This window comes from Bradyrhizobium sp. CCBAU 53351 (assembly GCF_015291745.1).
Taxonomy (GTDB): Bacteria; Pseudomonadota; Alphaproteobacteria; order Rhizobiales; family Xanthobacteraceae; genus Bradyrhizobium.
Genome location: NZ_CP030060.1, coordinates 417,969 through 441,809, shown reverse-complemented (window position 1 = coordinate 441,809; position 23,841 = coordinate 417,969). Strand labels below are relative to the sequence as shown.

The window sequence follows — 23,841 nt, the reverse complement described above, 5'->3', positions numbered from 1 at the left end:
ATCTCCTCAACCTTTGACGGCGCCGAGCGAGATGCCGCGCACGAGATAGCGCTGCATTACCGTAACTGCGACGAAGATCGGCAAAGTCCCCAGGACGGACATCGCCGCGATTTTGGCCCAGAAGTTCGACTGGCCACCGAAATAGTGCGTCAGCATGACCGGAAAAGTGATCACTTCGGTACGCGTGAGCACCAGCGCGAAGAGGAAGTCGTTCCAGGCGAACACGAAAGTAAAGACCGAAGTCGCCATGAGCCCCGGGCGCACCATCGGGAAGACGACTTTCCAGATGACCTGCCATCGGTTCAGTCCGTCGACGAGGGCGCTTTCCTCCAGCTCGAGCGGAACATCAACGATATAACCCCGCATCATCCAGATGACATAGGGCAGATTGAACGCGGTATAGAGCACGATCAGGCCGAAGTAGCCGTCAACCAAACCGAAATAGACGTAGATGAGGAAGATCGGGAAGACGACCGCAATCGGCGGGATCATGCGCTGGGAAATGATCCACATCGCAAGGTTCTCGCCACCCGTGCCGAAGCGGGCGAGGCTGTAGGCGCATAGGGTACCAAGAATGATGGCAATGGCGGAGCTAACGCCGGCGACGATCAGGCTGTTCAGGATGGCCATGACGTCACCATCCTTGAATAGGACATAATAATTCGAGAACTGGATCTGCCCAGGCATCCACAATGGCGGCACGTGATAGATCTCGTCCGGCGTCTTGAACGAAATCATAAACAGCCAATAAACCGGAAATAGAAACAGCAAAGTGACGACGCCGGCGCCGATATAGCGTAGCACCAGAACGCGCCCCTTCCTGGTGGGCAGCTTCATCAGCCTCATCGCGCAATCTCCATGCGCTTGAGGACAAGCGTGGTAATGAGAGTGAGCAGCGCAATCACCAGGAAGGAGATCGCGGCGGTGTAGCTGGTTTCGAATTGCGAGAAGCCCTGCACATAGGTGTAGAGTGAAATCGTCTCGGTCATCGAGCCCGGCCCGCCTTCGGTGAGGGCCCAGATGATGTCGAAGATGCGCACGAGGTCGAGGCCGCGGATAAGGCATGCAACAGCTATCACGGGCGCGATCGCCGGCAGAATGATCGCGCGAAGCACGCGCAGATACGATGCCCCATCGATCTCAGCAGCCTCCAGTTGAGACTGATCGACATTGGACAACGCAGCGAGCAGCAGCAGAAACATGAACGGCGACCACTGCCAAACTTCGCAGATGATGATCGCCGGATAGACGTAAGCAGGGTTGACGGTCCACAGGATCCGGATCGGTTCGCCGGCGAAAAAGCTGAGTATCTCACCGATGGGACCAAAGCGGACGTCGAACAACAGGCGCCAGGTCGCACCAGCAACAATCGGAGAGATCACCGTCGGCAGCACCAAGAGCGCGACGAAGAGCTGGCGCCCGGGCATGCGGTCGATGAAGAGCTGCGCCATCAGGAAGCCGATCAGTAGCTCGAGAGGCAGGGCGATTGCTGTGATGATCGCGGTGTGGCCGAGCGATGCCCACAAACGGGTATCTCTGAACAACTCCGCATAGTTCAGCAAGCCGGCGAAAGACGTATCATTGTCCGTCATCGTGATGCGCTGGAAGCTCACGATCAACGAGTAGATGAGGGGAAAGAGGCCGACGAGGAGAAGAACCAATATTGCGGGCGCAACGATGAGATAGGGTAGGCGGTCCTCGAGCACACGCCCGAGCCGGCTCGGGCGGCGATGTTCAGTGCCATTAAAGCTTAAAGAGAACGTCATCATCAATCCAGGAATCGCGCCGCACGGGAGGCGGTGCCTCCCGCGCGCCCTCCAAGCCAACTATTGCGGATAAGCGCCTGGTTTTGCTGCCCAGACCTTATAAACCGCCTTCTGGTTTTCAATGCCCACCTTCTCGGTGATGGCATCAAACTGCTGCGCCATGCGGTCGAGAATGGTCTTCGGATCTTCGCCGGCCCAGAGGCTCGAAATGGCCTTGGTCATCGCCTCGTCGTACTTGTCCTGCTGCAGCAGGGAGAGATCGAGCAGGCCCTTCTCGCCAGATGTCTTGATCGTGTCGAGATAGGCAGGAGCATCAGGCCAGAGCGCACGGTATTTCTCGCTCGCGTAGTGCGACAGGCGGAAGGGATCGCGGAGCGTATAGGGGAGCTGCACGCGCTCAAGGCTGGTCTTCTTGCTGTTCAGCCATTGGATGAAGAGATAAGCGGCCTCCTTGTTCTTGCTCGTGGCCGAGACGGACAGGTCGAAACCGACGCCAAGCTCCGGGCGACCGAGGGGCGTGAGCGCATACCCGACCTTGCCGGCGACTTGCGATTTGGGTACCCATTTCAGCGCTTCCTCGCCCGAGCCGTAGCCGGCGGCCCAACGCCCATAAGGGGGCCAGGAGATCGTCATGGCGGTGGTGCCCTGGAGGAACGCGGCCAAGTTGTCGACGAAATTCCATTGCTCCACGCCTGGTGGCATGAACTTGTTCTCGGCCAACATCTGCTTGAAGACCTTCAGGCCGACATCGCTGTTCACCGTCGATTTCATCGTATCGGCATTGAAGAACTTGCCGCCCTCCATGCGGAAACGTTCCTGGAACATGTATTGCGGATAAGGCGCAGTTCGGAAGAAGCCGGCGCCATAGACCTTGGGCGCCATCTTGTCAGTGATGAACTGTCCGATGTCGTCAAGCTGCTTCCAATCCTTGGGCGGAGCGAGCTCGTAGCCGAACTTGGCCTTGAACCCCTCCTTCATCTTCGGATCCTCGAAAATGTCTTTGCGGTAGTAGAGCAGCATCACATCGCCGTCGTCCGGGAAGCCGAAGATCTTGCCGTCATACTGCATCTGGTTGTCGCGATAGGCTGCGGCGATGTCCTGCAACTCGTCGCGATAGCCGAACTTGTCGACATATTTGTCCAGGGGCTCGAGCGCTCCGGCCCGGGCCAGGTCGGGCATCCAGGATGGAATGACGTTCAGTGCGTCATAGGCCCCGGCGCCCGACTTGAAATCCTGCATGATCTTGGTGAACATCTGGTCGGTCGGCACCTCGACCACCTTCACCTTGATGCCAGTGAGCTTCTCCCATTTCGGACCCGAATAGTTGAGCGGGTCGAGCGATTGAAGGCCCGCCTCCCAGACGATACTGATCGTCGTGCCCGCATATTTCTTTGCTGCTTCGACAGCAATGTCGGCGGCATCCTTATCAGCGGCAGGAGCCGATACACCTGTGAGCGCAAGGATAGCGGCCACGCCCAACAATGTCCTGAACTTCATGCCTTCCTCCTCTTCATTTGAGCAATCCTAAGCCGCCAAGGTGGCCCCGGAGCTTTTGCCTCGGCGCGTCGACCGGTTACCCATGCTGGACGTCGACTGCCGCACCGTCGGAGGGCTGTCGAACGAACAGATGAGTGTCTTCTGGGGATGGCCATCCGCGCTCAGGCCGCGCTGCCCGATAGGCACGAACGCGATTTCGCCTTGGTAAAACACGCCTTCCCCCCAAAAGCTCTCGATGTATTTGCTTTTGGCGTCACTCTGCTGTGAGGCGGAAGCGGCCGGCAAATGAGAACTTTGCAACCACCGATGAGCCACATTCACCTGTCAGCAGTCTCTGCTGCGGCCCGCTCAAGCCTCAAAGCTGAAGAAAATCCGGTCAAAGCACGGCGGACCATTGGCCAAGCCAGTTGCGCCCTTGCGAGCCTTTGCTGAACTACGAATACGTTTCTTCAGGGATGGGAAGTACCTTGCCGAATATGGTTAGTTAGTTTGCGAGCGGCATCGCCTATTTTAAGGCGTAACTCGCTATCGACAGGGATTCTTTTGCAAGTGCAATCGCTTGGCGCCCTTTTACGCCATGGTCTTACTTGGCCTGAATATTGCTCAGGGTATGAGAGTTCGACAAAAAGATCATACCAGGGGAGTGGCGCCGCATGGGGCAGGTCACGTCACGAAGTGGCCTCTTGAAAGGCCTTAAGTTGAGAACTGTCTTGTTGCTGGCAGGGCTGACGCTGACCAACATTGCAGCCTGGGGCTGGGCCGTTGCGCTGTTCGCCGGTCAGCCGTCGGTAATGGCAACCGCGCTGCTCGCTTGGGTGTTCGGTCTGCGCCATGCCGTGGATGCCGATCATATTGCGGCAATCGACAATGTCGTGCGGAAGCTGATGCATGCCGGCCGCGCCTCCGAAACTGCAGGTCTCTACTTTGCGCTCGGCCATTCCACGATCGTTCTCGCTTCAATGATCCTGCTTGCCGCCGGCGTCATGACCCTCGGCGGAGAGGGTTTGCTCAAAAACTTGGGCGGCCTTCTCGGAACCTCGGTTTCAGCCGTCTTCCTGCTCGGCGTGGCCGCCGTCAACTTTGCGATCTTCGCAAACTTGTGGCGCACAATGCGTGCAGCGCAGGCCAGCGGCGTCTACGGTGCACAATTACTCGATGCGCCCCTAGCCGGAAGCGGTCTTCTTTCGCATTTGCTCGGCCCGATCTTCCGAATTGTGACGCAAAGCTGGCACATGTATCCGCTCGGATTCCTGTTCGGATTAAGTTTCGACACGGCGACCGAAATTGGCCTGCTCTCCCTCTCTGCCTCTGAGACTGCGCGCGGCCTGTCGCTCTGGCAGGCCATAGTCTTTCCTGCACTTTTCGCTGCCGGAATGTCCCTGGTTGATACCTTGGATTCAGCATTTATGGCCAGCGCTTATCGCTGGGCTTTCGTCGATCCGGCCCGAAAGCTTTGGTACAATCTGACAATCACAGGTGCCTCAGTCGCGATTGCGCTGTTCATCGGCAGCGTGGAAACGCTTGGCCTGATCAGCGATCAGCTTGAGCTCACGGGTGCCCTTTCGAGCCTCGTCGATCGCCTCAAGGGATCACAAGCCATCTTAGGCTTCGGCGTGATGTCATTGTTCGCTCTCGCCTGGCTAGCATCTCTCCTGCTGTATCGCGTTGCATGGAAGGGAAAGACCACTCGAACCGCCTTGCCGACATCACGCGCGACTTAGCGGCTGCAGCGATGCTGTCGAGCCGCTCGAAGCCTGCCGTCTTTGCCCGCTGGACGAGCATTGCAGCACTAAGCATCTGCGCCCTCATGATCGACGCTGAACCTAGCTCTGGAGACAATATCCAGACTAGCTACACCTTGCCTGCAGTCATAGTCACTCGTGAGGAGATCCCACGGCGACCGCGAAGAGCTCCAACGCCACGCTCGGATCGAGCGCTCGGCATAGGGTCCAGTAGCCAGCTGGGCGGGCAAGCCTCAGCGGTATCGGCCAAGAGCAGCGCGGCCTTGGCTCCCGCGTCGAGCATGGCAAGCCAGATCACAGTATCAGGCGAAGACGTCAACGCGCGGCCCGTGATGCGCCCGGGCGAAGTGCTCGAAGCTGTACCGGGGCTCATTGTGACGCAGCATTCCGGCGAGGGCAAAGCGAACCAGTACTTCTTGCGCGGCTATAATCTCGATCATGGCACGGATCTCGCGATCTATGTTGATGATGTGCCTGCCAACATGCGCACTCACGCCCACGGCCAGGGCTATGCCGACCTCAATTGGCTGATTCCTGAAGCGATCGCCGCCATGGAGGTAAAGAAGGGGCCTTACTTCGCCGATGAAGGCGACTTCTCCTCGGCCGGCGCCGTGCATATCGGCCTGATCGACCGCACGGTGAAGGGGCTAGCGCAGATGACCGCCGGCAGCTTTGGATATCGCCGCTTCCTCGGCATGGATTCGACGAGGCTCGGCGATGGGACATTGCTCCTCGCCGGCGAGGCTGGGACCTACAACGGCCCCTGGGACAACCCGGACAACCTCCGCAAGCTCAATGGGCTCTTGCGCTACAGTCAGGGCACGGCCACCGACGGCGTGTCGGTCACGGGCATGGCTTACGCCAACAGATGGAATTCGACCGATCAGGTGCCGCAGCGCGCCATGACGGACGGATTGATGGATCGGTTTGGATCTGAAGACCCGACTGACGGCGGCAACGCAAACCGTTTTGCCCTGTCGGCGCGCGTGGCGCAGAGCGATAATTCCGGGGCCTGGAAGGCGAACGCTTATGTCGTCAAGAGCGAGCTCGATCTCTACAATAACTTCACTTATTTCCTGGCCAATCCCGTTGTCGGCGACCAATTTCACCAGCACGACGGCCGCCTAATGGCCGGCGCTAACATCGCACGGACGATGGATGGCTCATTCGCTGGGCTGCCGATGCAGACGACCTTCGGCCTGCAGTCCCGTTACGACGCCATCGATCTCGCGCTCACCGACACCCACCGGCGCAGTTTCCTGTCCAACGTACGCAGCGATAAGGTCGGGGAAGGCAGCATCGGCGCTTACGCCGAGAGTACGTTGCACTTTTCGGACTGGCTGAGGACCACGGTCGGTTGGCGCGGGGACTATTACGCGGCCGACGTGACGTCGCTGTTCGATGCGAACAACTCAGGCCATGCCAACGCTACGATCGGAAGTCCCAAGCTTCGCATCGTGGTCGGTCCCTTTAACAAGACCGAGTTCTTTTTCGGCGCCGGCTATGGCATGCACTCGAACGACGCGCGGGGTGCGACGACGACGGAAGATCCGAGCGATCCCGGGACAAAGCTGCCGCGCTCGCCGCTGCTGGTCCGCACCAGGGGCGCGGAGGTCGGCGTGCGTTCGAGGATCGTCCCGGATCTCGACACCTCGCTCAGCCTCTTCGTCCTCGACCAGGATTCCGAGATCCTGTTCTCAGGCGATGCCGGCGATACCACGACGGCGCGCGCGAGCCGCCGCTATGGATTCGAATGGACCAACCATTACCGCCCACGGTCTTGGATTGACGTCGACGCCGATCTCGCGATGACCCATGCGCGCTTTCGCGGTTACGACAGCGACCAGGCGGAGGTTTATGCCTCACTCGCCGGCTATCCCGCCGCGCAGATCGGCAACGCGCCCGGCAACTATATCCCTAACGCACCGACCATGATGGCGTCCGCCGGCATCTCGCTCGGCGCGAAGACGGGCTGGTTCGGCGCCCTGCGTTGGCGCTATCTCGCCTCCAGTCCGCTGACGGAAGACAACGCCTTCCGATCGCAACCTACCGGCATCTTCAACGCGCGGATCGGCTACCGCACCGACAAGGGCTGGCGCCTCCAGCTCGATTTGCTCAACCTCCTCAACAGCAAGGCGAACCAGATCACCTATGCCTATGGCTCCCTGCTGAAGACGGACAAACTTTACAATCTCTGTGCCGCCAATGCCGCCCCTGCGCCAGTCTGTGCCATTGGTGTGATGGACTATGTGCTTCACCCGGTCGAACCCTTGACCGTCCGAGTGACCCTAGCGGGCACATTCTGATATCAGTCAGGTCGCGAGTCGCGAAACGTCCGTTCGCCGGTAATAATGGCCGATAGCATGCTCTGACGCGACACGATGTCCTCGCGCACGGCAGCATATACATGCAGGATGACGAAAGTCACAATGAACCAGAGGCCGAGATGGTGCACTGTATGCACGTCTTGACTGTTTGGGAAGATCGAGAACCACCAGCCGAACAGCGCATACCATAAGCTGTCGCGACCTTCGCCCTCAGCGTAAAGTGCAAATCCGGTCAGCATCATCAGGATCATCACAATCACGAACAAGAACATCGCAGTATTGGCCAAAGGATTGTGGCCGACGTATTTTTTCGGGTAGCGCACTAGGAACAGGTACCATCGCAGCTCGTACAAAAGGCCCCAGCGCCAGATCCGGTTGTAGATCGGAAACGCGAACAACTGGCGGGCATACTGGTTGCCGACGAACGCCCAGTAGACGCGATAAAGGAACGCGAAGGCGAGCACCTGTCCCGACGCGAAGTGAACAAATCGGATGTAGCCCATCGTGTACCAATTGCTAGCTTCACCAGGCATCGAGGGAAGCGGCGAGGCGATTAGATAACCGGTAACGGCCAGAAGAGAGATCGTTAGCGCATTTAACCAGTGCCAGATCCGTACCGGTGCCTCATAGACATAGATTGATTGGCGATCCGTGCCGACGGCGCCGACGGCGTCCAGCGTACCCGGAATCTCCGAGATTTTCGTCATCGCATGCTCCTGCATTGAGAGTGATTCGACGCAGCGAACAAACGAATCAGCGCATGCCATCGAGAATATCGCGCGCATGCCGGCGCGAAATCACCGCCCTGCAATTTTTTTCTTCACGCTTCAGCGGCCCTACGCAACGAAGAATTGGAAACCCGCTTTAACCGCAGGTGGAAATCCTGCTTTCATATCTTTATTGAACCTCTTTGCTATTTTCCGCTGCATCCACGTGGGTTCGCGGTCTTTTTCCCTGCATGAGCAGCGAGCTTCCTTACCCGGCGCACGACACTTGCTGCGCGGCAGCTCGCTGCAATTTACCGATGATTAGGAGAGACGGCACATCGTTTGCTCATTTCCAGCTCCAGCGAACCGGGTATTTGCGATATGGATTTGAGCTTCATTCGGCGCGGCGGCGCATCGCGCCGGGCAGGCGTCTTCCAGACACAGGGCCGGATGAATGCAGCGGCCATGAGCTTGCCGAAAAGCGAGCCAGTCATCGCCAACCTGTCAATTCGCCTGAAAATCATGATGGGATTTGCTATCGTTCTGCTGCTGTCGGCGGGCACCATGGCGGGCGCCTGGTTTGGCTATGAGGCGATCCTCGACGGCTTCGACGTTTATCGTATCAGCATGTCGGAATCGGATTATGCGCGCGAAATCGACAGCTCGCTCTCGGCATACCAGAGCAACGCGCGCTATTACGCCCTGACGGGCATAAAGGAGGCGGAAGCTGCCGCGGAAGAGGCGCGACGCTTGCTCGAGCGAACGATCACGGCAGCCAAAACCGAGACTGCAACTCTCAGCTGGCAGCAGTCGATAAAGGAACTGTTCGAAGCCTACCGCGCCTATACCGATTCCTTCAACAAAGTGTTGGCGCTGCGCGCCGGGATCGATCGCTCGGCAGCCACGATGGGCGGACAGGCGCACGTCATCCGGACCGCGCTCGATCAGGTGAAGGCGCCGGGCGCTCAAGCAGAAAATATCATTGAGCGTTTCGATACGATCGATCGCCTCGTAACGACAGAATTGAAGCTCCACGATGAAGTCCTCGCGAGGGACGTCTTACAGAGAATAGAAGGGTTTAAAGGTGCGATCGTGCGAGAGCGTCGCTCGCCGGACGTCGGCGGACAGGCGCTCGACGAGCTCGTCGCGTCTTACCGAGATGGGTTCGCCCGAGTGGAGGCCGCAGGCCAAGAGATCGATCGTTTGATGGCGGACATGTGGAAGCTGCGTCACGGACTATCCGGGGCGGCCGCCTCTCTGAAGCGAGTGGCTTTGGCGGAGCAGGCTGATGCCGAGAAAAAGACCGCGGTGCAAATCATCCACGGTCAATCGGTAGTGGTTGCCCTTGCGCTCGCCTCGATTGCAATTGGCCTCGTGCTCTCCTTTGCGATCGGACGCGGTATCGCAAAACCTGTCATCGCGATGTGCAGCTCGATGATCGAGCTGGCAAACGGCCGCTATGAGATCGTGCTGCCGGGGCTCGGTCGGCACGACGAGGTCGGCAAGATGGCTGGCGCGGTCGAGAGCTTCAAGCGGCAAGCCATTGAGCGCGCCGAACGCGAAGCTGCGGAGATCGAAGAGCGTAACAGGTCGGCGGCCGAGCTGCGGCGCGCTGAGCTCGCTAAATTCGCTGGCGGCTTTGAGGCCGCGGTGGGTGACATCGTCAACGGCATTTCGGGTTCTGCTCAGCAACTCGAAGCAGCAGCATCAACGCTGTCACGCAATGCGGAGGCGACAGGGGGCCTGACCAACGCGGTGGTCGGCGCCGCGCGAGAATCGTCGAGCAGCATTGGTTTGGTCGCCTCGGCGGCCGAGGAGCTGTCGCTGTCGATCAATGATATTCGCACCCAGGTCCGCAACTCGAATGCGATCTCCGGTAATGCGGTAGCCCAGGCCAAGAGCACGGACGCCCGCATCGCGACGCTCGCGCAAGCCTCGCACCGGATTGGTGATGTCGTGAAGCTGATTACAGCGGTCGCAGAGCAGACCAATCTGCTCGCGCTCAATGCCACCATTGAGGCAGCCCGCGCCGGAGAGGCGGGCCGCGGCTTTGCCGTCGTCGCAGCCGAGGTGAAGTCGCTTGCAAGCCAAACCGCCCGTGCGACGGAGGAGATCGGCTCTCACGTCGAAGGTATGCAGCAAGCGACCGGAGATTCGATTGCCGCGATCAAGTCGATCGCCGGCATCATTGGCGATATCTCCGCCATCTCGGGTTCGATCGCGTCCGCCGTCGACCAGCAGACCGCGACGACACAGGCGATCGCACAGAGCGCGCAGCAGGCGGCCTCTGGCACCGCGCAGGTGTCATCCAATCTCGAGCAGGTCAATCGCGAAGCAAGCGAGACCGGCTCGGCGGCTTCCGCCGTGCTGCAATCAGCGCGCGGACTAACCGAGGCGAGCCACCGCCTGCGCGCGGAGCTTGACCGTTTCATGGCCAACGTCGTCGCGGCGTAGTCTGGCTCGCAATGCGAGACGCCTGCGACTACCATTGCGCAAGTGCCAGAGACCTGCGCTAGTCAACGGACAAGCCGGCACCCTCGCGTGGGCAAACCGGTATCCTAGGGATCGTCGATGGAGCATGGTCTGGATCTGGCCGGATTCGCGTTGCACCCGCAACGCGGTGCAGTGTTGGGTGAGGTGCATGCGCGTCCGTTCACGCGGCTCTCCGCGCCTCTCGCAGTGCTGCGATTTGCTTTTTTGGGCCAGGGAGAAGCGGCGGCCGCCGACCGGCAGGCCTTTGTAGGCTTTTGCACCGCGCAGGGCTTGGCGGCACCCGAGGTGTCGGCTAAGCACCACCAGGTGTCAATCGGAGCAGTTTCGCTACGCTGGGAACAGCATTCCGAATTCACGACTTTCACCTGGATCTGGAGTAATGAGGCATCCGCGCTGGCGTTCGCTCCCATCGGTGACGAACTTACCGCATTGATCCGGGCACTGCCGCAAACGGGACAGCTGCTTGTGGCGGTGAGGCTCGAGGTGGAGCAGACCGAAGCGGCCGTCGCGCGCGCTGAGGAGCTGTTTGATAAGAGCAGCCTCGCAATGGCGACAGTCCGCAGCGGCCCTGCGGTCGTCGCTTCCGACTTTCGTGCGGATGCGCAGGGCTTTGTCCGCATTCTCATCTGCAACGACGGCCTGTCGCCGGGCCGGCTTGGCGCTCTTGTGCAGCGCGTGCTGGAGATCGAGACCTATCGCACGCTGGCGCTGCTCGGCCTGCCGGCCGCGCTCGAGCTCGCGCCCTCGGTCGATCACATTGGGCGGCGGCTGGTCGAAGTGCTCCAGGAGATGCAGGGCGCCGAGGACCTCAAGCTCAACAATCACCTCCTCACGGAGCTGACCGCATTGGCCGCCTCATTGGAGCGCGGCGCAGCGGGTAGCCTGTTCCGCTTCGGCGCGAGCCGGGCTTATTACGACATCGTGCAGGCCCGCCTTGGCGTGATCGAAGGAAGCGAGATCGGAGGGCGACCGACCTGGTCGTCCTTCCTTGCCCGGCGGATGGCGCCGGCGATGCGCACCTGCGCCGCGATGGAGGACCGCCAGGCCAACTTATCGATCAAGCTAGCGCGCGCCGCCGATCTCCTGCGCACGCGGGTGGACGTGGAACTGGAGGAGCAGAATCGTGACCTGCTGCGCTCAATGAACGAGCGCACCAAGCTGCAATTGCGCCTGCAGAGCACCGTCGAAGGCCTCTCCGTGGCGGCGATCGGCTATTACGTCGTCAGCCTGTTCGGCTACCTCGCTAAGGGCGCACATGACGGCGGCTTGCATGTCGAGCCGTCACTCGCGACAGCATTGTTCGTACCATTTGCCGTCGGTCTAATTTGGATCATCACGCACCGGATCCGCCAGAGGCACCTTAAACATGAAGGCGCGCCGGGCGATCATGACTGAGTTCCTTCGCGCCGAGGGCTTGCCATTCGAGCCGGGTCGGCCGAAGCTGGTGGAGCTGGAGGGCAAGTGATGAGCCAATCGAACGGAATGACCAACCTGCTCTGGCTGCAAGGCGCGAGCTGCGGCGGTTGCACCATGTCGATCCTCGAAAGCGGCTCTTCCGGCTGGTTCGACGAACTGAGGCAGTTCGGCATCAACCTGCTGTGGCATCCCTCGGTCAGCGAGGAGACAGGCGAGGAAGCGGCCGAGGTGCTCAACTCCGTGCGCGAGGGCAGGGTGCCGCTCGACCTACTGCTCCTCGAAGGCTCCGTTGCCCGCGGCCCGAACGATAGCGGCCGCTTCAACATGCTCGCGGGCACGGGCCGCTCGATCTACCACTGGATGCTAGATCTCGCGCCGCGGGCGGACTATGTCGTTGCGGTCGGAAGCTGTGCCGCCTATGGCGGGGTGCCAGCCGCCGGCGCCAATCCAACCGACGCGGTCGGGCTGCAATTCGAGGGCGCCGATGCTGGCGGCGCGCTCGGCGCAGGCTTCCGCTCCCGGCTCGGCTTGCCGGTGATCAATGTGGCTGGCTGTGCGCCGCATCCGGGCTGGATGATGGAAACCATTTTGGCACTGACGTCCAAGGACTTGTCAGCGACTGACCTCGACACCTATGGCCGACCGAAATTCGTTGCCAACCATCTTGCTCATCACGGCTGCTCCCGCAACGAGTTCTATGAGTTCAAGGCCAGCGCCGAAACCATGTCCGAGCGCGGCTGCCTCATGGAGCATCTCGGCTGCAAGGCGACTCAGGCTGTCGGCGATTGCAACCAGCGCTCCTGGAACGGCGGCGGTTCCTGCACGAAGGGCGGTTATGCCTGCATCGCCTGCACGTCACCTGGCTTCGAAGACGCGCAGAATTTCCTGGAGACCGCCAAGCTTGCCGGCATCCCAGTCGGCTTGCCGACCGACATGCCAAAAGCCTGGTTCGTCGCGCTCGCGGCGTTGTCGAAATCGGCGACTCCGCGGCGCGTGAGGCTGAATGCGACCGCTGATCATGTGGTGGTGCCGCCCGGCCGCACCACGGCCAAGCGCACGCCATGACGAGGATTACGATCGGCCCGTTCAACCGCGTCGAGGGCGATCTCGAAGTCCGCCTCGACGTCGAAAGCGGCCGGGTCCAGCGCGCCGAAGTGACGGCGCCGCTCTATCGCGGGTTCGAGCAAATTCTGGAGGGGCGGCCACCGCTTGATGCGCTGGTGTTGGCGCCGCGCATCTGCGGCATCTGCTCGGTCTCGCAGTCGGTCGCCGCCGCTGCCGCGCTTCGCCATGCGATGGGAACCGAGGCGGCGCCGAACGGTCTGCTCGCCACTAATATCGCGCACGCGGCAGAGAATGCCGCCGATCATCTTACGCATTTCTACATCTTCTTCATGCCTGACTTCGCCCGTGAAGCCTACGCTTCGCAGGATTGGTACCAGGAGACTCGCGAGCGCTTTGCGGCCACCCGCGGCAGTGCGGCGCGCGATGCGCTGCCGGCGCGGGCGCGGCTGCTCGAGACTATGGGAATCATTGCTGGCAAATGGCCACACAGCCTTGCCTTCCAGCCGGGCGGCGCGACGCGCGCGATCGAACTCGGCGAGCGCGTACGGCTGTTGTCGATCGTGACCTCATTTCGCACGTTCCTTGAACGTACAGTGTTCGCCGATACTCTAGAGAACATGCTGTCGCTCTCGACCGCAGACGAGCTCGACCGCTGGCGCGCGGGGCGCAGCGGTGATTTCGCTCATTTCCTCAGGCTTGCCGACAGCCTCGCGCTCAGTGAGCTCGGCAAGGGACCGGGCGTGTTGATGAGCTATGGCGCCTATCAAGGCGCCGATTGCGGACTGTTCCCGCGCGGCATTGTTGGTCCAGACATGGTTGTGGAGCCGTTGCCGCTGAGTCAGATCAGCGAGGACGTTTCCCATGCATGGATGCGGGATTGCTCCTCCGATCCTGCGCACAGCAACACCGTACCTGATCCCGACAAGGCAGGCGCCTATAGCTGGTGCAAGGCGCCGCGGCTTTCGGGCCAGCCGGTCGAGGTCGGGGCGATTGCGCGCCAGACCGTGGCCGGGCAAGCGCTGATAGCCGATCTCGTCGCCCCAAGCGGCACCAATGTCCGCAACCGTGTGATCGCCCGGCTGATCGAGACTGCGCGCATCGCACTTGCGATGGAGCAGTGGACCCGCGCGCTACGACTTTCGGAACCGTTCTGTGCTCCCTCGCAGGAGATGCCCGACGGGGCATATGTCGGTCTCGTCGAGGCCGCGCGCGGCAGCCTCGGGCATTGGGTGGCGGTGCGCGGTGGAAAGATCGAGCGCTACCAGATCATCGCGCCGACCACCTGGAATTTTTCACCGCGCGATTCCCTCGGCGTGGCAGGCCCTCTGGAACAGGCGCTGGTCGGCACCGATGTGGGCGAGGCTGGCGCACGTTCCGTTGCGGTTCAGCATGTCGTGCGCTCGTTCGATCCTTGCATGGTGTGCACTGCGCATTGAAACGGGCTCGGCGGCGTAAACCTCGTTACCGCCTGCAAATCGAATTGTTTCCGCTTCTTTCGTGCAGTGCCGCTCGATCTTCGCGTCTTGCACAATTCAGATCTCGCAACCTTTTGACATTCCTCTAATTTCATTTTGCGCCACGCAGTTGGCCTGCTTCTTGCTGTCCCTAAGCGTCATTGAAAGCCAAAGCTGACGGCGGGAGGATTTATGGGCACGGCGACGGAAACATTTTACAGCGTGATCAGGCGGCAAGGCATCACGCGTCGAAGCTTTCACAAGTTCTGCAGCCTGACCGCGACGAGCCTCGGCCTCGGCCCGCTGGCGGCGAGCCGCATCGCCAATGCGCTCGAGACCAAGCCGCGTGTGCCCGTGATCTGGATGCACGGTCTCGAATGCACCTGCTGCTCCGAGAGCTTCATCCGCTCCGCGCATCCCCTGGTGAAGGATGCGGTGCTGTCGATGATCTCGCTAGACTACGATGACACGATCATGGCGGCCGCGGGCCATCAGGCGGAAGCGATCCTCGAGGAGACCCGTGCCAAGCATAAAGGTCAGTACATTCTGGCCGTTGAAGGTAATCCGCCGCTCAACGAGGGCGGCATGTTCTGTATCGACGGCGGCAAACCATTCGTCGAAAAGCTGAAGATGATGGCCGAGGACGCGATGGCGATCATCGCTTGGGGCGCTTGCGCGTCCTGGGGCTGCGTACAGGCGGCAAAGCCCAATCCGACCCAGGCCACACCGATCGACAAGGTCATCACCAACAAGCCGATCATCAAGGTGCCGGGATGCCCCCCGATCGCCGAAGTGATGACCGGCGTCGTCACCTTCATCACCACCTTCGGCAAGCTGCCCGAGCTCGACCGCCAGGGCCGGCCTAAGATGTTCTACTCGCAGCGCATCCACGACAAGTGTTACCGGCGCCCGCATTTCGACGCCGGCCAGTTTGTCGAGGAGTGGGACGATGAGGCGGCGCGCAAAGGCTACTGCCTCTACAAGATGGGCTGCAAGGGGCCAACGACCTATAACGCCTGCTCAACCGTGCGCTGGAACGGGGGGGTCTCATTCCCCATCCAATCGGGACACGGCTGCATCGGCTGCTCAGAGGACGGCTTTTGGGACAAGGGCTCGTTCTACGATCGCCTCACCAACATCAAGCAGTTCGGCATCGAGAAAAACGCCGATCAGATCGGCATGGCGGCAGCGGGCGCCGTGGGTGCGGCGGTGGCCGCGCACGCCGCCGTCACTGCGGTAAAGCGGCTTGCCAGCAAGCGCGAAGACGCCGGCCACAACAGCTGATCAAAAGACACATTAGGGTAGAAACGATCATGGGTATCCAGACTCCCAACGGCTTCAATCTCGACAATTCCGGCAAACGCATCGTCGTCGATCCCGTGACCCGCATCGAGGGACACATGCGGGTCGAGGTCAATGTCGACGCCGACAACGTGATCCGCAATGCCGTATCGACCGGCACGATGTGGCGCGGGATCGAGGTGATCCTGAAGAACCGCGACCCGCGCGATGCGTGGGCATTTACCGAGCGGATCTGCGGCGTCTGCACCGGCACGCACGCGCTGACCTCGGTGCGCGCGGTCGAGAACGCGCTTGGGATCACCATCCCCGAAAACGCAAACTCGATTCGCAACCTGATGCAGCTCGCACTTCAGGTGCACGACCACGTCGTCCATTTCTATCACCTGCATGCGCTCGATTGGGTCGACGTCGTCTCCGCACTCTCGGCCGATCCGCGCGCGACATCAACGCTAGCCCAGTCGATCTCGAGCTGGCCGCTGTCCTCGCCGGGATACTTCAAGGATCTGCAGACCCGGCTCAAGAAGTTCGTCGAGTCCGGACAGCTCGGTCCGTTCAAGAACGGCTATTGGGGCAGCAAAGCCTACAGATTGCCGCCCGAGGCCAATCTGATGGCGGTCGCGCATTATCTGGAGGCGCTCGATTTCCAGAAGGAGATCGTCAAGATCCACACCATCTTCGGCGGCAAGAATCCGCATCCAAACTGGCTCGTCGGCGGCGTGCCCTGTCCGATCAACGTAGATGGGACAGGTGCTGTCGGTGCCATCAACATGGAGCGGTTGAACCTGATCTCCTCGATCATCGACCGCATCATGGAATTCAACGAAATGGTCTACCTGCCTGACGTGGCCGCGATCGGTTCGTTCTACAAGGACTGGCTCTATGGTGGAGGCATTTCGGGTCAGAACGTGCTCGCCTATGGCGACGTGCCAGAACATGCCAACGACTATTCAGCCAAGAACCTGAAGCTGCCACGAGGCGCCATCATCAACGGCAATCTCTCCGAGGTGCTTCCGGTCGATCACGCCAATCCCGACGAGATCCAGGAGTTCGTGGTCCACTCCTGGTACAAGTATCCCGACGAAACCAAGGGCCTTCATCCTTGGGATGGCATCACGGAGCCGAACTACGAACTCGGACCCAATGCAAAGGGTACCAAGACCGCGATCGAACAGCTCGACGAAGGCGGCAAATATTCTTGGATCAAGGCGCCGCGCTGGAAGGGACATGCCATGGAGGTCGGCCCGCTCGCGCGCTGGGTCGTCGGCTATGCGCAGAACAAGGCGGAGTTCAAGGATCCCGTCGACAAATTCCTGAAGGATCTCGATCTACCAATGTCGGCGCTGTTCTCGACGCTCGGCCGCACCGCGGCGCGCGCGCTCGAATCTGTTTGGGCCGGACGCCAGATGCGCTATTTCCAGGACAAGCTCGTTGCCAATATCAAAGCCGGCGACAGCTCGACCGCGAATGTCGACAAGTGGAAACCGGAGAGCTGGCCGAAGGAAGCCAAGGGCTTTGGCTTCACCGAGGCCCCGCGCGGCGCGCTCGCGCACTGGATCAAGATCAAGGAAACCAAGATCGACAACTACCAGTGCGTGGTACCGACGACCTGGAACGGCTCGCCGCGCGATCCGCAAGGCAACATCGGCGCGTTCGAAGCCTCGCTCATGAACACGCCGATGGTTAATCCCGAGCAGCCGCTCGAGATCCTGCGCACGATCCATTCCTTCGATCCGTGCCTTGCCTGTTCGACGCACGTCATGAGCCCGGACGGCCAGGAACTCGCCAAGGTCAAGGTCAGGTAGGAGGCGGCCATGATGGATGCAATTGCTCCCCCGGTGGAAAGCGAGCCGGACCTGACGGCGATCGCGGCCGATGCTGCTGGCGAGCATGCGGTGGGCCGGCCCACCGTCTATGTCTACGAAGCGCCGGTGCGCATCTGCCATTGGGTGAACGCGTTCTCGATCATCATCCTGATGGTCACCGGGTTTCTGATCGGGACGCCGCTGCCGGCGGTCGAGGGGGAGGCGTCGGCCAACTTCGTGATGGGCTATATGCGCTTCGCCCATTTCGCGGCGGGGCAGGTGCTCGCGGTGTTCTTCCTCGCGCGTATCCTGTGGGCCTTCACCGGCAACCACCATTCCCGGCAGATCTTCTATCTGCCGGTGCATCGCCGGCAATTCTGGAAGGAAGTCTGGCACGAGATCCGCTGGTACGCCTTCCTGGAACGTCAGCCGAAGATGTATGTCGGGCACAACCCGCTGGCGCAGACCGCGATGTTCACGGGCTTCACGTTGTTCGTGACCTTCATGATCGTGACCGGCTTTGCGCTCTATTCGGAAGGAGAAGGCATCGATAGCTGGCAGCACAAACTGTTCGGCTGGGTGTTCTCGATCTGGCCGAACAGCCAGGACGTTCACACCTGGCATCATCTGGGCATGTGGGCGCTGGTCGTGTTCGTGATGGTACACATCTACGCTGCGATCCGCGAGGACATCATGTCACGCCAGAGTATCATCTCCTCGATGATCTCGGGCGAACGGCAATTCCGTGACTGAAACTGGAACGATCTCGATGTTGAACGCCCCAAACGACGACCACATCTTGGTGCTCGGCATCGGCAACATCCTGTGGGCCGATGAAGGCTTTGGCGTGCGCGCGGTGGAGGACTTCCACCGCCGCTACGCCGTGCCTGATAATGTCACGATTCTCGATGGCGGAACGCAGGGGCTCTATCTCGTCAACTATCTGGAGGACGCTGATCGCTTGCTCGTGTTCGATGCCATCGATTATGGTCTGCCGCCAGGCAAGCTGAAGCTCGTGCGCGGCGACGAGGTGCCACGCTTCACCGGCGCGAAGAAGATGAGTCTGCATCAAACCGGCTTCCAGGAGGTGATCAGCGCAGCCGACCTGCTCGGCCGCTGCCCGAAGCACCTCGTCCTGATCGGCTGCCAACCGCTCGATCTCGAAGACTGGGGAGGTCCATTGACGGCGTCCGTACGCGATCAGATCGCACCGGCCATCGAGCTTGCCTGCAAAGTTCTGGCCGAGTGGGGCATCGAGGTGAAGCTGCGCGATACGCCGTTGGCAGACTCCGAGCGCCTGCTCGCCAACGACATCGACCATGCGAGTTACGAGATGCGGCCGGCCTGACCGCCGGAGCGTGCCGGAGAAGACGGATGTGCCTTGGACTGCCGATGACTATCGTCGAGACCGATGGAATTTCGGCTTTGTGCGAGTTTCGCGGCGAGCAACGCCGCGTCTCCGTGCTTCTGCTCTCGCATCCTCCGGCCGGTGCCCACGTGCTGGTCTACATCGACACGGCGATCCGCCTACTTGAGAAAGAAGAAGCGTGCCTGATTGCGGCTGCCATCGACGGTCTCGGTGCAGCGCTCGACGGCAACGATTTCGACTGCTTCTTCGCCGATCTGATCGACCGCGAACCGCAATTGCCTGCGCACCTCCTGACTGATTAAGCGGGTTGTCATCCTAGAATGACTTGGCCGGCTGACCTCAGCCGCTGGCCGAGGTGCTCGCCGGAAGACAAGTTTCTAGTCTGGAAAGAAGGCTTTCGTTTGTAGTGGAAAGTAGCTTATCATTCGCATCCACTCGGCTTGATGGCGTTGAAAATAGATCAGTGAATTCAACTACATAAATCCTGACTGTCCCTGGCACGCAGCTTGCTAACACTATCCCGATCAGAAAGATAAGTCTGTTTTGGGAGGTCAAATGGAATTCCAGGTAGGACGGCATGATCTCAGTCGGCATGGCCTCAATGAGGTCGATGTCGCGACCGTCGATCATTTTCTTAAACATGCCGACCAAGCCGGTGCTGTCGCCGTGCTGCTATCGGCGGGTAATCCCAACCGTTTTCCGGAGGCCATTGATGTCGCCGTAGTGCTGCCTGAGCTGGTTACGGCGTTCGGAGGCCGCCTGCGCGCCGCGATCATTGCACCCCATGCCGAAGAGGCGCTTGGCGAACGTTTCGGGGTGCGAGTGCAGCCGACCCTTATCTTCGTGGCCAAGGGCGAGACGCTGGGGCTGATCGCCAAGATCCAGGATTGGTCAGTCTATGTCGACCGCATCACTAAGCTGATCGACCGCCCGCGCGGGCAAAGCGCAGCCATTGCCGTTACCATTGTTCCCCAGCATCGCGCAAAAGGTGTCGAGCTATGAAGGTCGGATTCTGGGATGCGCCGGAAGGCGCCGAGCAACCCGTCAGCGTGTTCCCTATCGGAGAAGAGAGTCTCAATGCCTCAAGTGGCAGCCTGACGGCGGCCGGCGCACTCGCAAGACTCGCAACATTAGACAGTGTCGAGCTCGCTAAGAACTGCCCCAAAGCCGTCACGCTGCTCTCCAACATCGCGGAGGCCATTGCAGGTCAAAGGGCGGACGCACCCTCGCAACTGTTCCGGCTCGGCAATCTCAACGATCTCGAAAGCAAGCTCGTCGCCGATGTTCTCGGCGAGGGGGAGGTCGGCGGCGTCGTAGCGCTGCCGGACGGATCGCTGGCGCAGATTCAAGAATCGGTGCTCGCAGGGATCTGGCGTGTCAGGATCGAAACTGACGCGGCTTCCGAATATATTGAAGTAGGCGCTGTTCCCGAGATCGTCAGACGCGCAGCAGCCGATCTGACAGCCGCCGATTTCGAAATCGGACAGGCCCCTGAAGGCGCCATGAACGTCCTACCGGTGCTCGCCGAGATCCGCGAGCGGGCGCTAGCCTGGCGTCCTGGCATCCGCTCGCAGATCATCAATTTCACTCTGTTGCCGATGAGCCCGGTGGATATGAGCTTTTTGCAGGAGACTATTCGGAACGGGCCGATCCAGCTTGTCTCGCGCGGCTATGGCACCTGTCGGGTGCTGTCGACTGGCATTCGCAATGTCTGGTCGGTGCAGTTTTTCAACGCCATGGACACCATCATCCTCGACACGCTGGAAGTTGGCGGGGTACCCACGGTTGCGCTTGCTGCAGACGAAGATTTCGAGGATTCCGCCGAACGGCTCCAAGAAATCATTGAGGCATATTTCAAATGAGCGCCTTTGAGAACTTTGGCGTGCGCCAAGACGTCACTGAGGCTGCGCGGCTTGAATGCGGCATCTGTTGGACCGTCTATGATCCGGCCGATGGTGATGCGGTGGCGCAGATCGCACCCGGCACACCGTTCTCACTTCTGCCGGAGGAGTGGCGATGCCCCAACTGCGACGCCCCGAAATCGAAGTTCATGGCGATCGAAACATGACTGCCAGCGCGCCAAGCTCTCCCAGCGACGCCGACGCGGTGACATGGGGCGAGCTATTGGCAGGAATGTATCGCCAGATCGGCGAGCGCGCGATGCGCGATTTGCCAATCTACAACGAGGCCCTCGATGTTGAGGCCATTGGTTTCCGTCGCTTCGAGGGAACGTTTGTCGGCATCATGGTCACTCCTTGGTTCATGAACGTGGTGATGCCGGCGAGCGCCGCTGGGGATAGGTCGGGCGCGACCGTGCGTATTCGCTTTCCAGCCGGTGATATCGAATTTACCCTCAGCGAGGTGCAAATGGGCCGCATCGCTAGCTGCTCGCTGTTCTCGCCAATGTTCCAATTTGCGGACATGGCATCGGCGCGAGCAACGGCTGACGCCGCTCTTGCCGAGCTGATGCTGCCGGCCGACAGCGAGGAGGCGGTCCGCCGGCGCGAACCACCGACGACCCCGATTGATCGTCGGAGCTTCCTGCGCGGTACCTTGACGGAGCGGCCGGGATGAGTCGCCCCTTTCGAAACGAAATTGACATAATGGTGTGGCTCACTGGTACCACAATTTCGGACGTTGCTATCCGGCCACGGAGCCGGCCTCCCCTGACGAGGCTGTTTGCCGGAAAGCCGGCAAGCGCGCTCATCCCTGTGCTGCCGCGCCTGTTCTCCTTATGCTCGGTCGCCCACCAAGTGGCCTTCCTTTCAGCAATCGAGGCGGCGCAGGGGCTGGAGACGATCAAGCCGATAGCGATGCATCGTCTCACGGCCGTTGTCGCCGAGCGCTTAACTGAATTGATACGCGGCCTGTTCGTCGCAGGCCTCGAACTCGATCAGGAGAGCGCACCCGCAGTGCGAAGCATGATACAGGCGAGCACCACTCTCAGTGGTGCGGTTGAAACCGTGCCAGATACCGTGCGCCGCGATGTCATTGCACACGTCAAGGCTGCGCTCCGCGCGCTCGGAGTTTCGGGTGAACACCAGCCTCCGGCGCCAGGCAGCGTACTTTCCACCTATCTGACGCGCTGCGATCGTGAGGTGATGTCATTGCCGGCGGCCGACCAATTCTTTCTGACCCCCGCTGACGATCTTGAGATCGTGACGCGCCTCATGGCTGAAGGGACGGCTTATTCCGAAGCGCCGGAACTCTGCGGGAAGGTTCCGGAAACGGGCGTCTGGGCGCGGCGGGCGCAGCGCGAACAGATTTTGTCCTTAAGTGCTAGCGGCGCCGCGCGCGTGAGAGCGCGCATCGACGAGATCGCCCGGCTCACCTGTTGGCTGGACGCCAGGCGGGACGCTCCCGATAATGGCGTCGTTGCGAGCTATCGGCTCGGCGAGCGCCGGGGCGCAGCGGCAGTGGAATGCGCCCGAGGCCGGCTCCATCACGCGGTTAAGCTCGATGAGGAAGGACGTATCGTCGGCTTCGAATATATCGCTCCGACCGAGTGGAATTTTCACGAACGCGGACCGCTGGTGCGAAGCCTCAAGGGCGCGCTCCTCTCCGCCGGCCGGCAGGGCCAAGACGCGGTGCGGACACTTGTCGGGGCGTTCGACCCCTGCGTCGGATTCAGCGTCAGCTTCCGCGAGGCCAGCCATGCATGAGATGGCCTTGTGCGAGGGCATCATCGGGATCGTCGAGGAAGAGGCGCGCAAGCGCTCGTTCTTGCGAGTGAAGGCGGTGTGTTTAGAGATCGGTGCGCTCAGCCATGTCGCGCCGGACGCAATGCAATTCTGCTTCGAGGCCGTCGCGGCGCGGACCATCGCGCAAGGCGCAAGACTCGAGATCATCGCGACGCCGGGCACGGCCTGGTGCATGGCCTGCTCGCAAAACGTCGAGATCAAGCAGCGCTACGAGCCGTGTCCATCCTGCGGCAGCTATCAATTGCAGGTCACCGGCGGCGAAGAGATGCGTGTGAAGGAACTGGAGGTCGACTGATGTGTACGGTCTGCGGCTGCAGCGACGGCAAAGCGTCCAACGAACATACGCATGATCATAATCAGGATCACGAGCACGCTCATGGAGGTCATCATCACCACCATGGCCCCGGTCACCATCACCACCACCATCACGACGGAAGCCACGATCATGGGCCTGGCGATACGGGCCTGCTCGACTGCAGTGCAGACGCCGCCGGCCAACAGATCGCGGGCATGAGCAGCGATCGCATCATCCAGATCGAACGCGATATTCTCGGCAAGAACGACAGACTCGCCGCCGACAACCGCGCTCGCTTCCGTGCCGACGGCGTGCTCGCCTTCAACTTGGTTTCGAGCCCCGGAGCCGGCAAAACCTCGCTGCTAGTCCGCACCGTCAGTGAGCTGAAGGACAGTTTCCCGATCGGCGTGATCGAGGGTGACCAGCAAACCTCCAACGATGCCGAGCGCATCCGCGCAACCGGCGTGCCGGCGATCCAGGTCAACACCGGAAAGGGCTGCCATCTCGACGCGGCCATGGTCGGTGAAGCCTATGACCGGCTGCCCTGGCTGAACGGTGGGGTCGTGTTCATCGAGAATGTCGGTAATCTCGTCTGTCCGGCGGCATTCGACCTCGGTGAAGCCTGCAAGATCGTGGTGTTCTCGACCACCGAAGGCGAGGACAAGCCGCTGAAATATCCGGACATGTTCGCTGCCTCCGCGCTTATGCTGATCAACAAGATCGATCTTGCGCCCGTGCTCGATTTCGACCTCGCCAGGACCATCGAATATGCGCGGCGGGTCAATCCCAGGATCGAGGTGCTGACGGTGTCGGCGCGCACCGGCGAAGGCTTCCTGGCCTTCTATGCCTGGCTCCGCAAGCGGGCTTCGAAGGCGAAGCCGGCCGAGATGACGGCAGCGGAGTGA

22 protein-coding genes are annotated in these 23,841 nt (G+C 60.9%); 18 read left to right on the top strand and 4 right to left on the bottom strand.

Annotated features, from left to right (window positions below; translation table 11 throughout):
- Nucleotides 1-6 precede the first annotated feature (6 nt).
- Genes XH83_RS37050 through XH83_RS37040 form a run of 3 tightly spaced genes read right to left on the bottom strand, consistent with a single transcriptional unit; the run spans nt 7 to nt 3,263 of the window.
- Complete coding sequence (locus tag XH83_RS37050; RefSeq protein ID WP_128929504.1) at nt 7-846, bottom strand: carbohydrate ABC transporter permease; 840 nt, start codon at nt 844-846, stop codon at nt 7-9.
- Nucleotides 843-1,769, bottom strand: a complete 927-nt coding sequence (locus XH83_RS37045; protein ID WP_128969536.1) for a carbohydrate ABC transporter permease — start codon at nt 1,767-1,769, stop codon at nt 843-845. The genes XH83_RS37050 and XH83_RS37045 overlap by 4 nt, the downstream gene beginning before the upstream one ends.
- Nucleotides 1,770-1,826: 57 nt before the next feature.
- Nucleotides 1,827-3,263: a sugar ABC transporter substrate-binding protein gene (locus XH83_RS37040; protein WP_128955162.1), complete on the bottom strand. Its 1,437-nt coding sequence runs from the start codon at nt 3,261-3,263 to the stop codon at nt 1,827-1,829.
- Nucleotides 3,264-3,916: 653 nt separating this feature from the next.
- Here XH83_RS37040 and XH83_RS37035 point away from each other — a divergent pair.
- Together XH83_RS37035 and XH83_RS37030 are read left to right on the top strand one after the other, a co-directional pair.
- Nucleotides 3,917-4,984: a HoxN/HupN/NixA family nickel/cobalt transporter gene (locus XH83_RS37035; protein WP_128929507.1), complete on the top strand. Its 1,068-nt coding sequence runs from the start codon at nt 3,917-3,919 to the stop codon at nt 4,982-4,984.
- Between the two features lie 302 nt (nt 4,985-5,286).
- Nucleotides 5,287-7,311, top strand: a complete 2,025-nt coding sequence (locus tag XH83_RS37030) for a TonB-dependent receptor (protein WP_128930141.1) — start codon at nt 5,287-5,289, stop codon at nt 7,309-7,311.
- A gap of 2 nt (nt 7,312-7,313) precedes the next feature.
- On the opposite strand, the gene cybH (XH83_RS37025) is transcribed toward XH83_RS37030, so the two are convergent.
- Nucleotides 7,314-8,039: a Ni/Fe-hydrogenase, b-type cytochrome subunit gene (gene cybH / locus XH83_RS37025; RefSeq protein WP_128929508.1), complete on the bottom strand. Its 726-nt coding sequence runs from the start codon at nt 8,037-8,039 to the stop codon at nt 7,314-7,316.
- A 342-nt stretch (nt 8,040-8,381) separates the two neighbouring features.
- Here cybH (XH83_RS37025) and XH83_RS37020 point away from each other — a divergent pair, with 342 nt between their 5' ends.
- From XH83_RS37020 to hypB, 16 genes are all read left to right on the top strand, one after another.
- Nucleotides 8,382-10,493, top strand: a complete 2,112-nt coding sequence (locus XH83_RS37020; RefSeq protein ID WP_164938218.1) for a methyl-accepting chemotaxis protein — start codon at nt 8,382-8,384, stop codon at nt 10,491-10,493.
- Nucleotides 10,494-10,610: 117 nt separating this feature from the next.
- Entirely contained in the window at nt 10,611-11,927 is a 1,317-nt protein-coding gene (locus XH83_RS37015; RefSeq protein WP_128929509.1) for a DUF3422 domain-containing protein, read from the top strand.
- 69 nt (nt 11,928-11,996) lie between these two features.
- Complete coding sequence (locus XH83_RS37010; protein WP_128929510.1) at nt 11,997-13,013, top strand: HupU protein; 1,017 nt, start codon at nt 11,997-11,999, stop codon at nt 13,011-13,013.
- Nucleotides 13,010-14,449 (top strand): nickel-dependent hydrogenase large subunit, encoded by a 1,440-nt coding sequence (locus XH83_RS37005; protein ID WP_128929511.1) that lies wholly within the window; start codon nt 13,010-13,012, stop codon nt 14,447-14,449. Before XH83_RS37010 ends, XH83_RS37005 begins: the two co-directional genes overlap by 4 nt.
- A gap of 210 nt (nt 14,450-14,659) precedes the next feature.
- A complete protein-coding gene (locus tag XH83_RS37000; RefSeq protein WP_128929512.1) occupies nt 14,660-15,751 on the top strand; it encodes a hydrogenase small subunit in 1,092 nt (363 codons plus the stop codon).
- A 29-nt stretch (nt 15,752-15,780) separates the two neighbouring features.
- Entirely contained in the window at nt 15,781-17,571 is a 1,791-nt protein-coding gene (locus tag XH83_RS36995) for a nickel-dependent hydrogenase large subunit (RefSeq protein ID WP_128929513.1), read from the top strand.
- A gap of 9 nt (nt 17,572-17,580) precedes the next feature.
- Nucleotides 17,581-18,324, top strand: a complete 744-nt coding sequence (gene cybH / locus XH83_RS36990) for a Ni/Fe-hydrogenase, b-type cytochrome subunit (RefSeq protein ID WP_128929514.1) — start codon at nt 17,581-17,583, stop codon at nt 18,322-18,324.
- Nucleotides 18,325-18,340: 16 nt separating this feature from the next.
- Nucleotides 18,341-18,919, top strand: a complete 579-nt coding sequence (locus XH83_RS36985; protein WP_128955163.1) for a HyaD/HybD family hydrogenase maturation endopeptidase — start codon at nt 18,341-18,343, stop codon at nt 18,917-18,919.
- Between the two features lie 26 nt (nt 18,920-18,945).
- The gene (locus XH83_RS36980; protein ID WP_128929516.1) at nt 18,946-19,242 is read left to right on the top strand and encodes a HypC/HybG/HupF family hydrogenase formation chaperone; all 297 of its coding nucleotides are present in this window, start codon (nt 18,946-18,948) and stop codon (nt 19,240-19,242) included.
- 253 nt (nt 19,243-19,495) lie between these two features.
- Nucleotides 19,496-19,942 carry a hydrogenase accessory protein gene (locus tag XH83_RS36975; RefSeq protein ID WP_128929517.1) on the top strand — a complete coding sequence of 149 codons (447 nt, stop codon included), beginning with the start codon at nt 19,496-19,498 and terminating at the stop codon, nt 19,940-19,942.
- Nucleotides 19,939-20,802, top strand: coding sequence for a hydrogenase expression/formation protein (locus tag XH83_RS36970; RefSeq protein ID WP_128955164.1), 864 nt, complete (start codon nt 19,939-19,941; stop codon nt 20,800-20,802). Before XH83_RS36975 ends, XH83_RS36970 begins: the two co-directional genes overlap by 4 nt.
- Nucleotides 20,799-21,008 (top strand): rubredoxin, encoded by a 210-nt coding sequence (locus tag XH83_RS36965; RefSeq protein ID WP_128929519.1) that lies wholly within the window; start codon nt 20,799-20,801, stop codon nt 21,006-21,008. Before XH83_RS36970 ends, XH83_RS36965 begins: the two co-directional genes overlap by 4 nt.
- Nucleotides 21,005-21,514, top strand: a complete 510-nt coding sequence (gene hybE / locus XH83_RS36960; RefSeq protein ID WP_128929520.1) for a [NiFe]-hydrogenase assembly chaperone HybE — start codon at nt 21,005-21,007, stop codon at nt 21,512-21,514. Before XH83_RS36965 ends, hybE begins: the two co-directional genes overlap by 4 nt.
- Nucleotides 21,511-22,602 (top strand): nickel-dependent hydrogenase large subunit, encoded by a 1,092-nt coding sequence (locus XH83_RS36955; RefSeq protein ID WP_128929521.1) that lies wholly within the window; start codon nt 21,511-21,513, stop codon nt 22,600-22,602. The genes hybE and XH83_RS36955 overlap by 4 nt, the downstream gene beginning before the upstream one ends.
- Nucleotides 22,595-22,936: a hydrogenase maturation nickel metallochaperone HypA gene (gene hypA, locus XH83_RS36950; protein WP_128929522.1), complete on the top strand. Its 342-nt coding sequence runs from the start codon at nt 22,595-22,597 to the stop codon at nt 22,934-22,936. The genes XH83_RS36955 and hypA overlap by 8 nt, the downstream gene beginning before the upstream one ends.
- The gene (hypB, locus tag XH83_RS36945) at nt 22,936-23,841 is read left to right on the top strand and encodes a hydrogenase nickel incorporation protein HypB (protein WP_128955165.1); all 906 of its coding nucleotides are present in this window, start codon (nt 22,936-22,938) and stop codon (nt 23,839-23,841) included. Before hypA ends, hypB begins: the two co-directional genes overlap by 1 nt.

What these genes read in the sequence shown, in the direction of transcription:
- XH83_RS37050 (WP_128929504.1), bottom strand. Translation starts at nt 846, where the DNA reads ATGAGGCTGATGAAGCTGCCCACCAGGAAGGGGCGCGTTCTGGTGCTA.
- XH83_RS37045 (WP_128969536.1), bottom strand. Translation starts at nt 1,769, where the DNA reads ATGATGACGTTCTCTTTAAGCTTTAATGGCACTGAACATCGCCGCCCG.
- XH83_RS37040 (WP_128955162.1), bottom strand. Translation starts at nt 3,263, where the DNA reads ATGAAGTTCAGGACATTGTTGGGCGTGGCCGCTATCCTTGCGCTCACA.
- XH83_RS37035 (WP_128929507.1), top strand. Translation starts at nt 3,917, where the DNA reads ATGGGGCAGGTCACGTCACGAAGTGGCCTCTTGAAAGGCCTTAAGTTG.
- XH83_RS37030 (WP_128930141.1), top strand. Translation starts at nt 5,287, where the DNA reads ATGGCAAGCCAGATCACAGTATCAGGCGAAGACGTCAACGCGCGGCCC.
- cybH (WP_128929508.1), bottom strand. Translation starts at nt 8,039, where the DNA reads ATGACGAAAATCTCGGAGATTCCGGGTACGCTGGACGCCGTCGGCGCC.
- XH83_RS37015 (WP_128929509.1), top strand. Translation starts at nt 10,611, where the DNA reads ATGGAGCATGGTCTGGATCTGGCCGGATTCGCGTTGCACCCGCAACGC.
- XH83_RS37010 (WP_128929510.1), top strand. Translation starts at nt 11,997, where the DNA reads ATGAGCCAATCGAACGGAATGACCAACCTGCTCTGGCTGCAAGGCGCG.
- XH83_RS37005 (WP_128929511.1), top strand. Translation starts at nt 13,010, where the DNA reads ATGACGAGGATTACGATCGGCCCGTTCAACCGCGTCGAGGGCGATCTC.
- XH83_RS37000 (WP_128929512.1), top strand. Translation starts at nt 14,660, where the DNA reads ATGGGCACGGCGACGGAAACATTTTACAGCGTGATCAGGCGGCAAGGC.
- XH83_RS36995 (WP_128929513.1), top strand. Translation starts at nt 15,781, where the DNA reads ATGGGTATCCAGACTCCCAACGGCTTCAATCTCGACAATTCCGGCAAA.
- cybH (WP_128929514.1), top strand. Translation starts at nt 17,581, where the DNA reads ATGATGGATGCAATTGCTCCCCCGGTGGAAAGCGAGCCGGACCTGACG.
- XH83_RS36985 (WP_128955163.1), top strand. Translation starts at nt 18,341, where the DNA reads ATGTTGAACGCCCCAAACGACGACCACATCTTGGTGCTCGGCATCGGC.
- XH83_RS36980 (WP_128929516.1), top strand. Translation starts at nt 18,946, where the DNA reads ATGTGCCTTGGACTGCCGATGACTATCGTCGAGACCGATGGAATTTCG.
- XH83_RS36975 (WP_128929517.1), top strand. Translation starts at nt 19,496, where the DNA reads ATGGAATTCCAGGTAGGACGGCATGATCTCAGTCGGCATGGCCTCAAT.
- XH83_RS36970 (WP_128955164.1), top strand. Translation starts at nt 19,939, where the DNA reads ATGAAGGTCGGATTCTGGGATGCGCCGGAAGGCGCCGAGCAACCCGTC.
- XH83_RS36965 (WP_128929519.1), top strand. Translation starts at nt 20,799, where the DNA reads ATGAGCGCCTTTGAGAACTTTGGCGTGCGCCAAGACGTCACTGAGGCT.
- hybE (WP_128929520.1), top strand. Translation starts at nt 21,005, where the DNA reads ATGACTGCCAGCGCGCCAAGCTCTCCCAGCGACGCCGACGCGGTGACA.
- XH83_RS36955 (WP_128929521.1), top strand. Translation starts at nt 21,511, where the DNA reads ATGAGTCGCCCCTTTCGAAACGAAATTGACATAATGGTGTGGCTCACT.
- hypA (WP_128929522.1), top strand. Translation starts at nt 22,595, where the DNA reads ATGCATGAGATGGCCTTGTGCGAGGGCATCATCGGGATCGTCGAGGAA.
- hypB (WP_128955165.1), top strand. Translation starts at nt 22,936, where the DNA reads ATGTGTACGGTCTGCGGCTGCAGCGACGGCAAAGCGTCCAACGAACAT.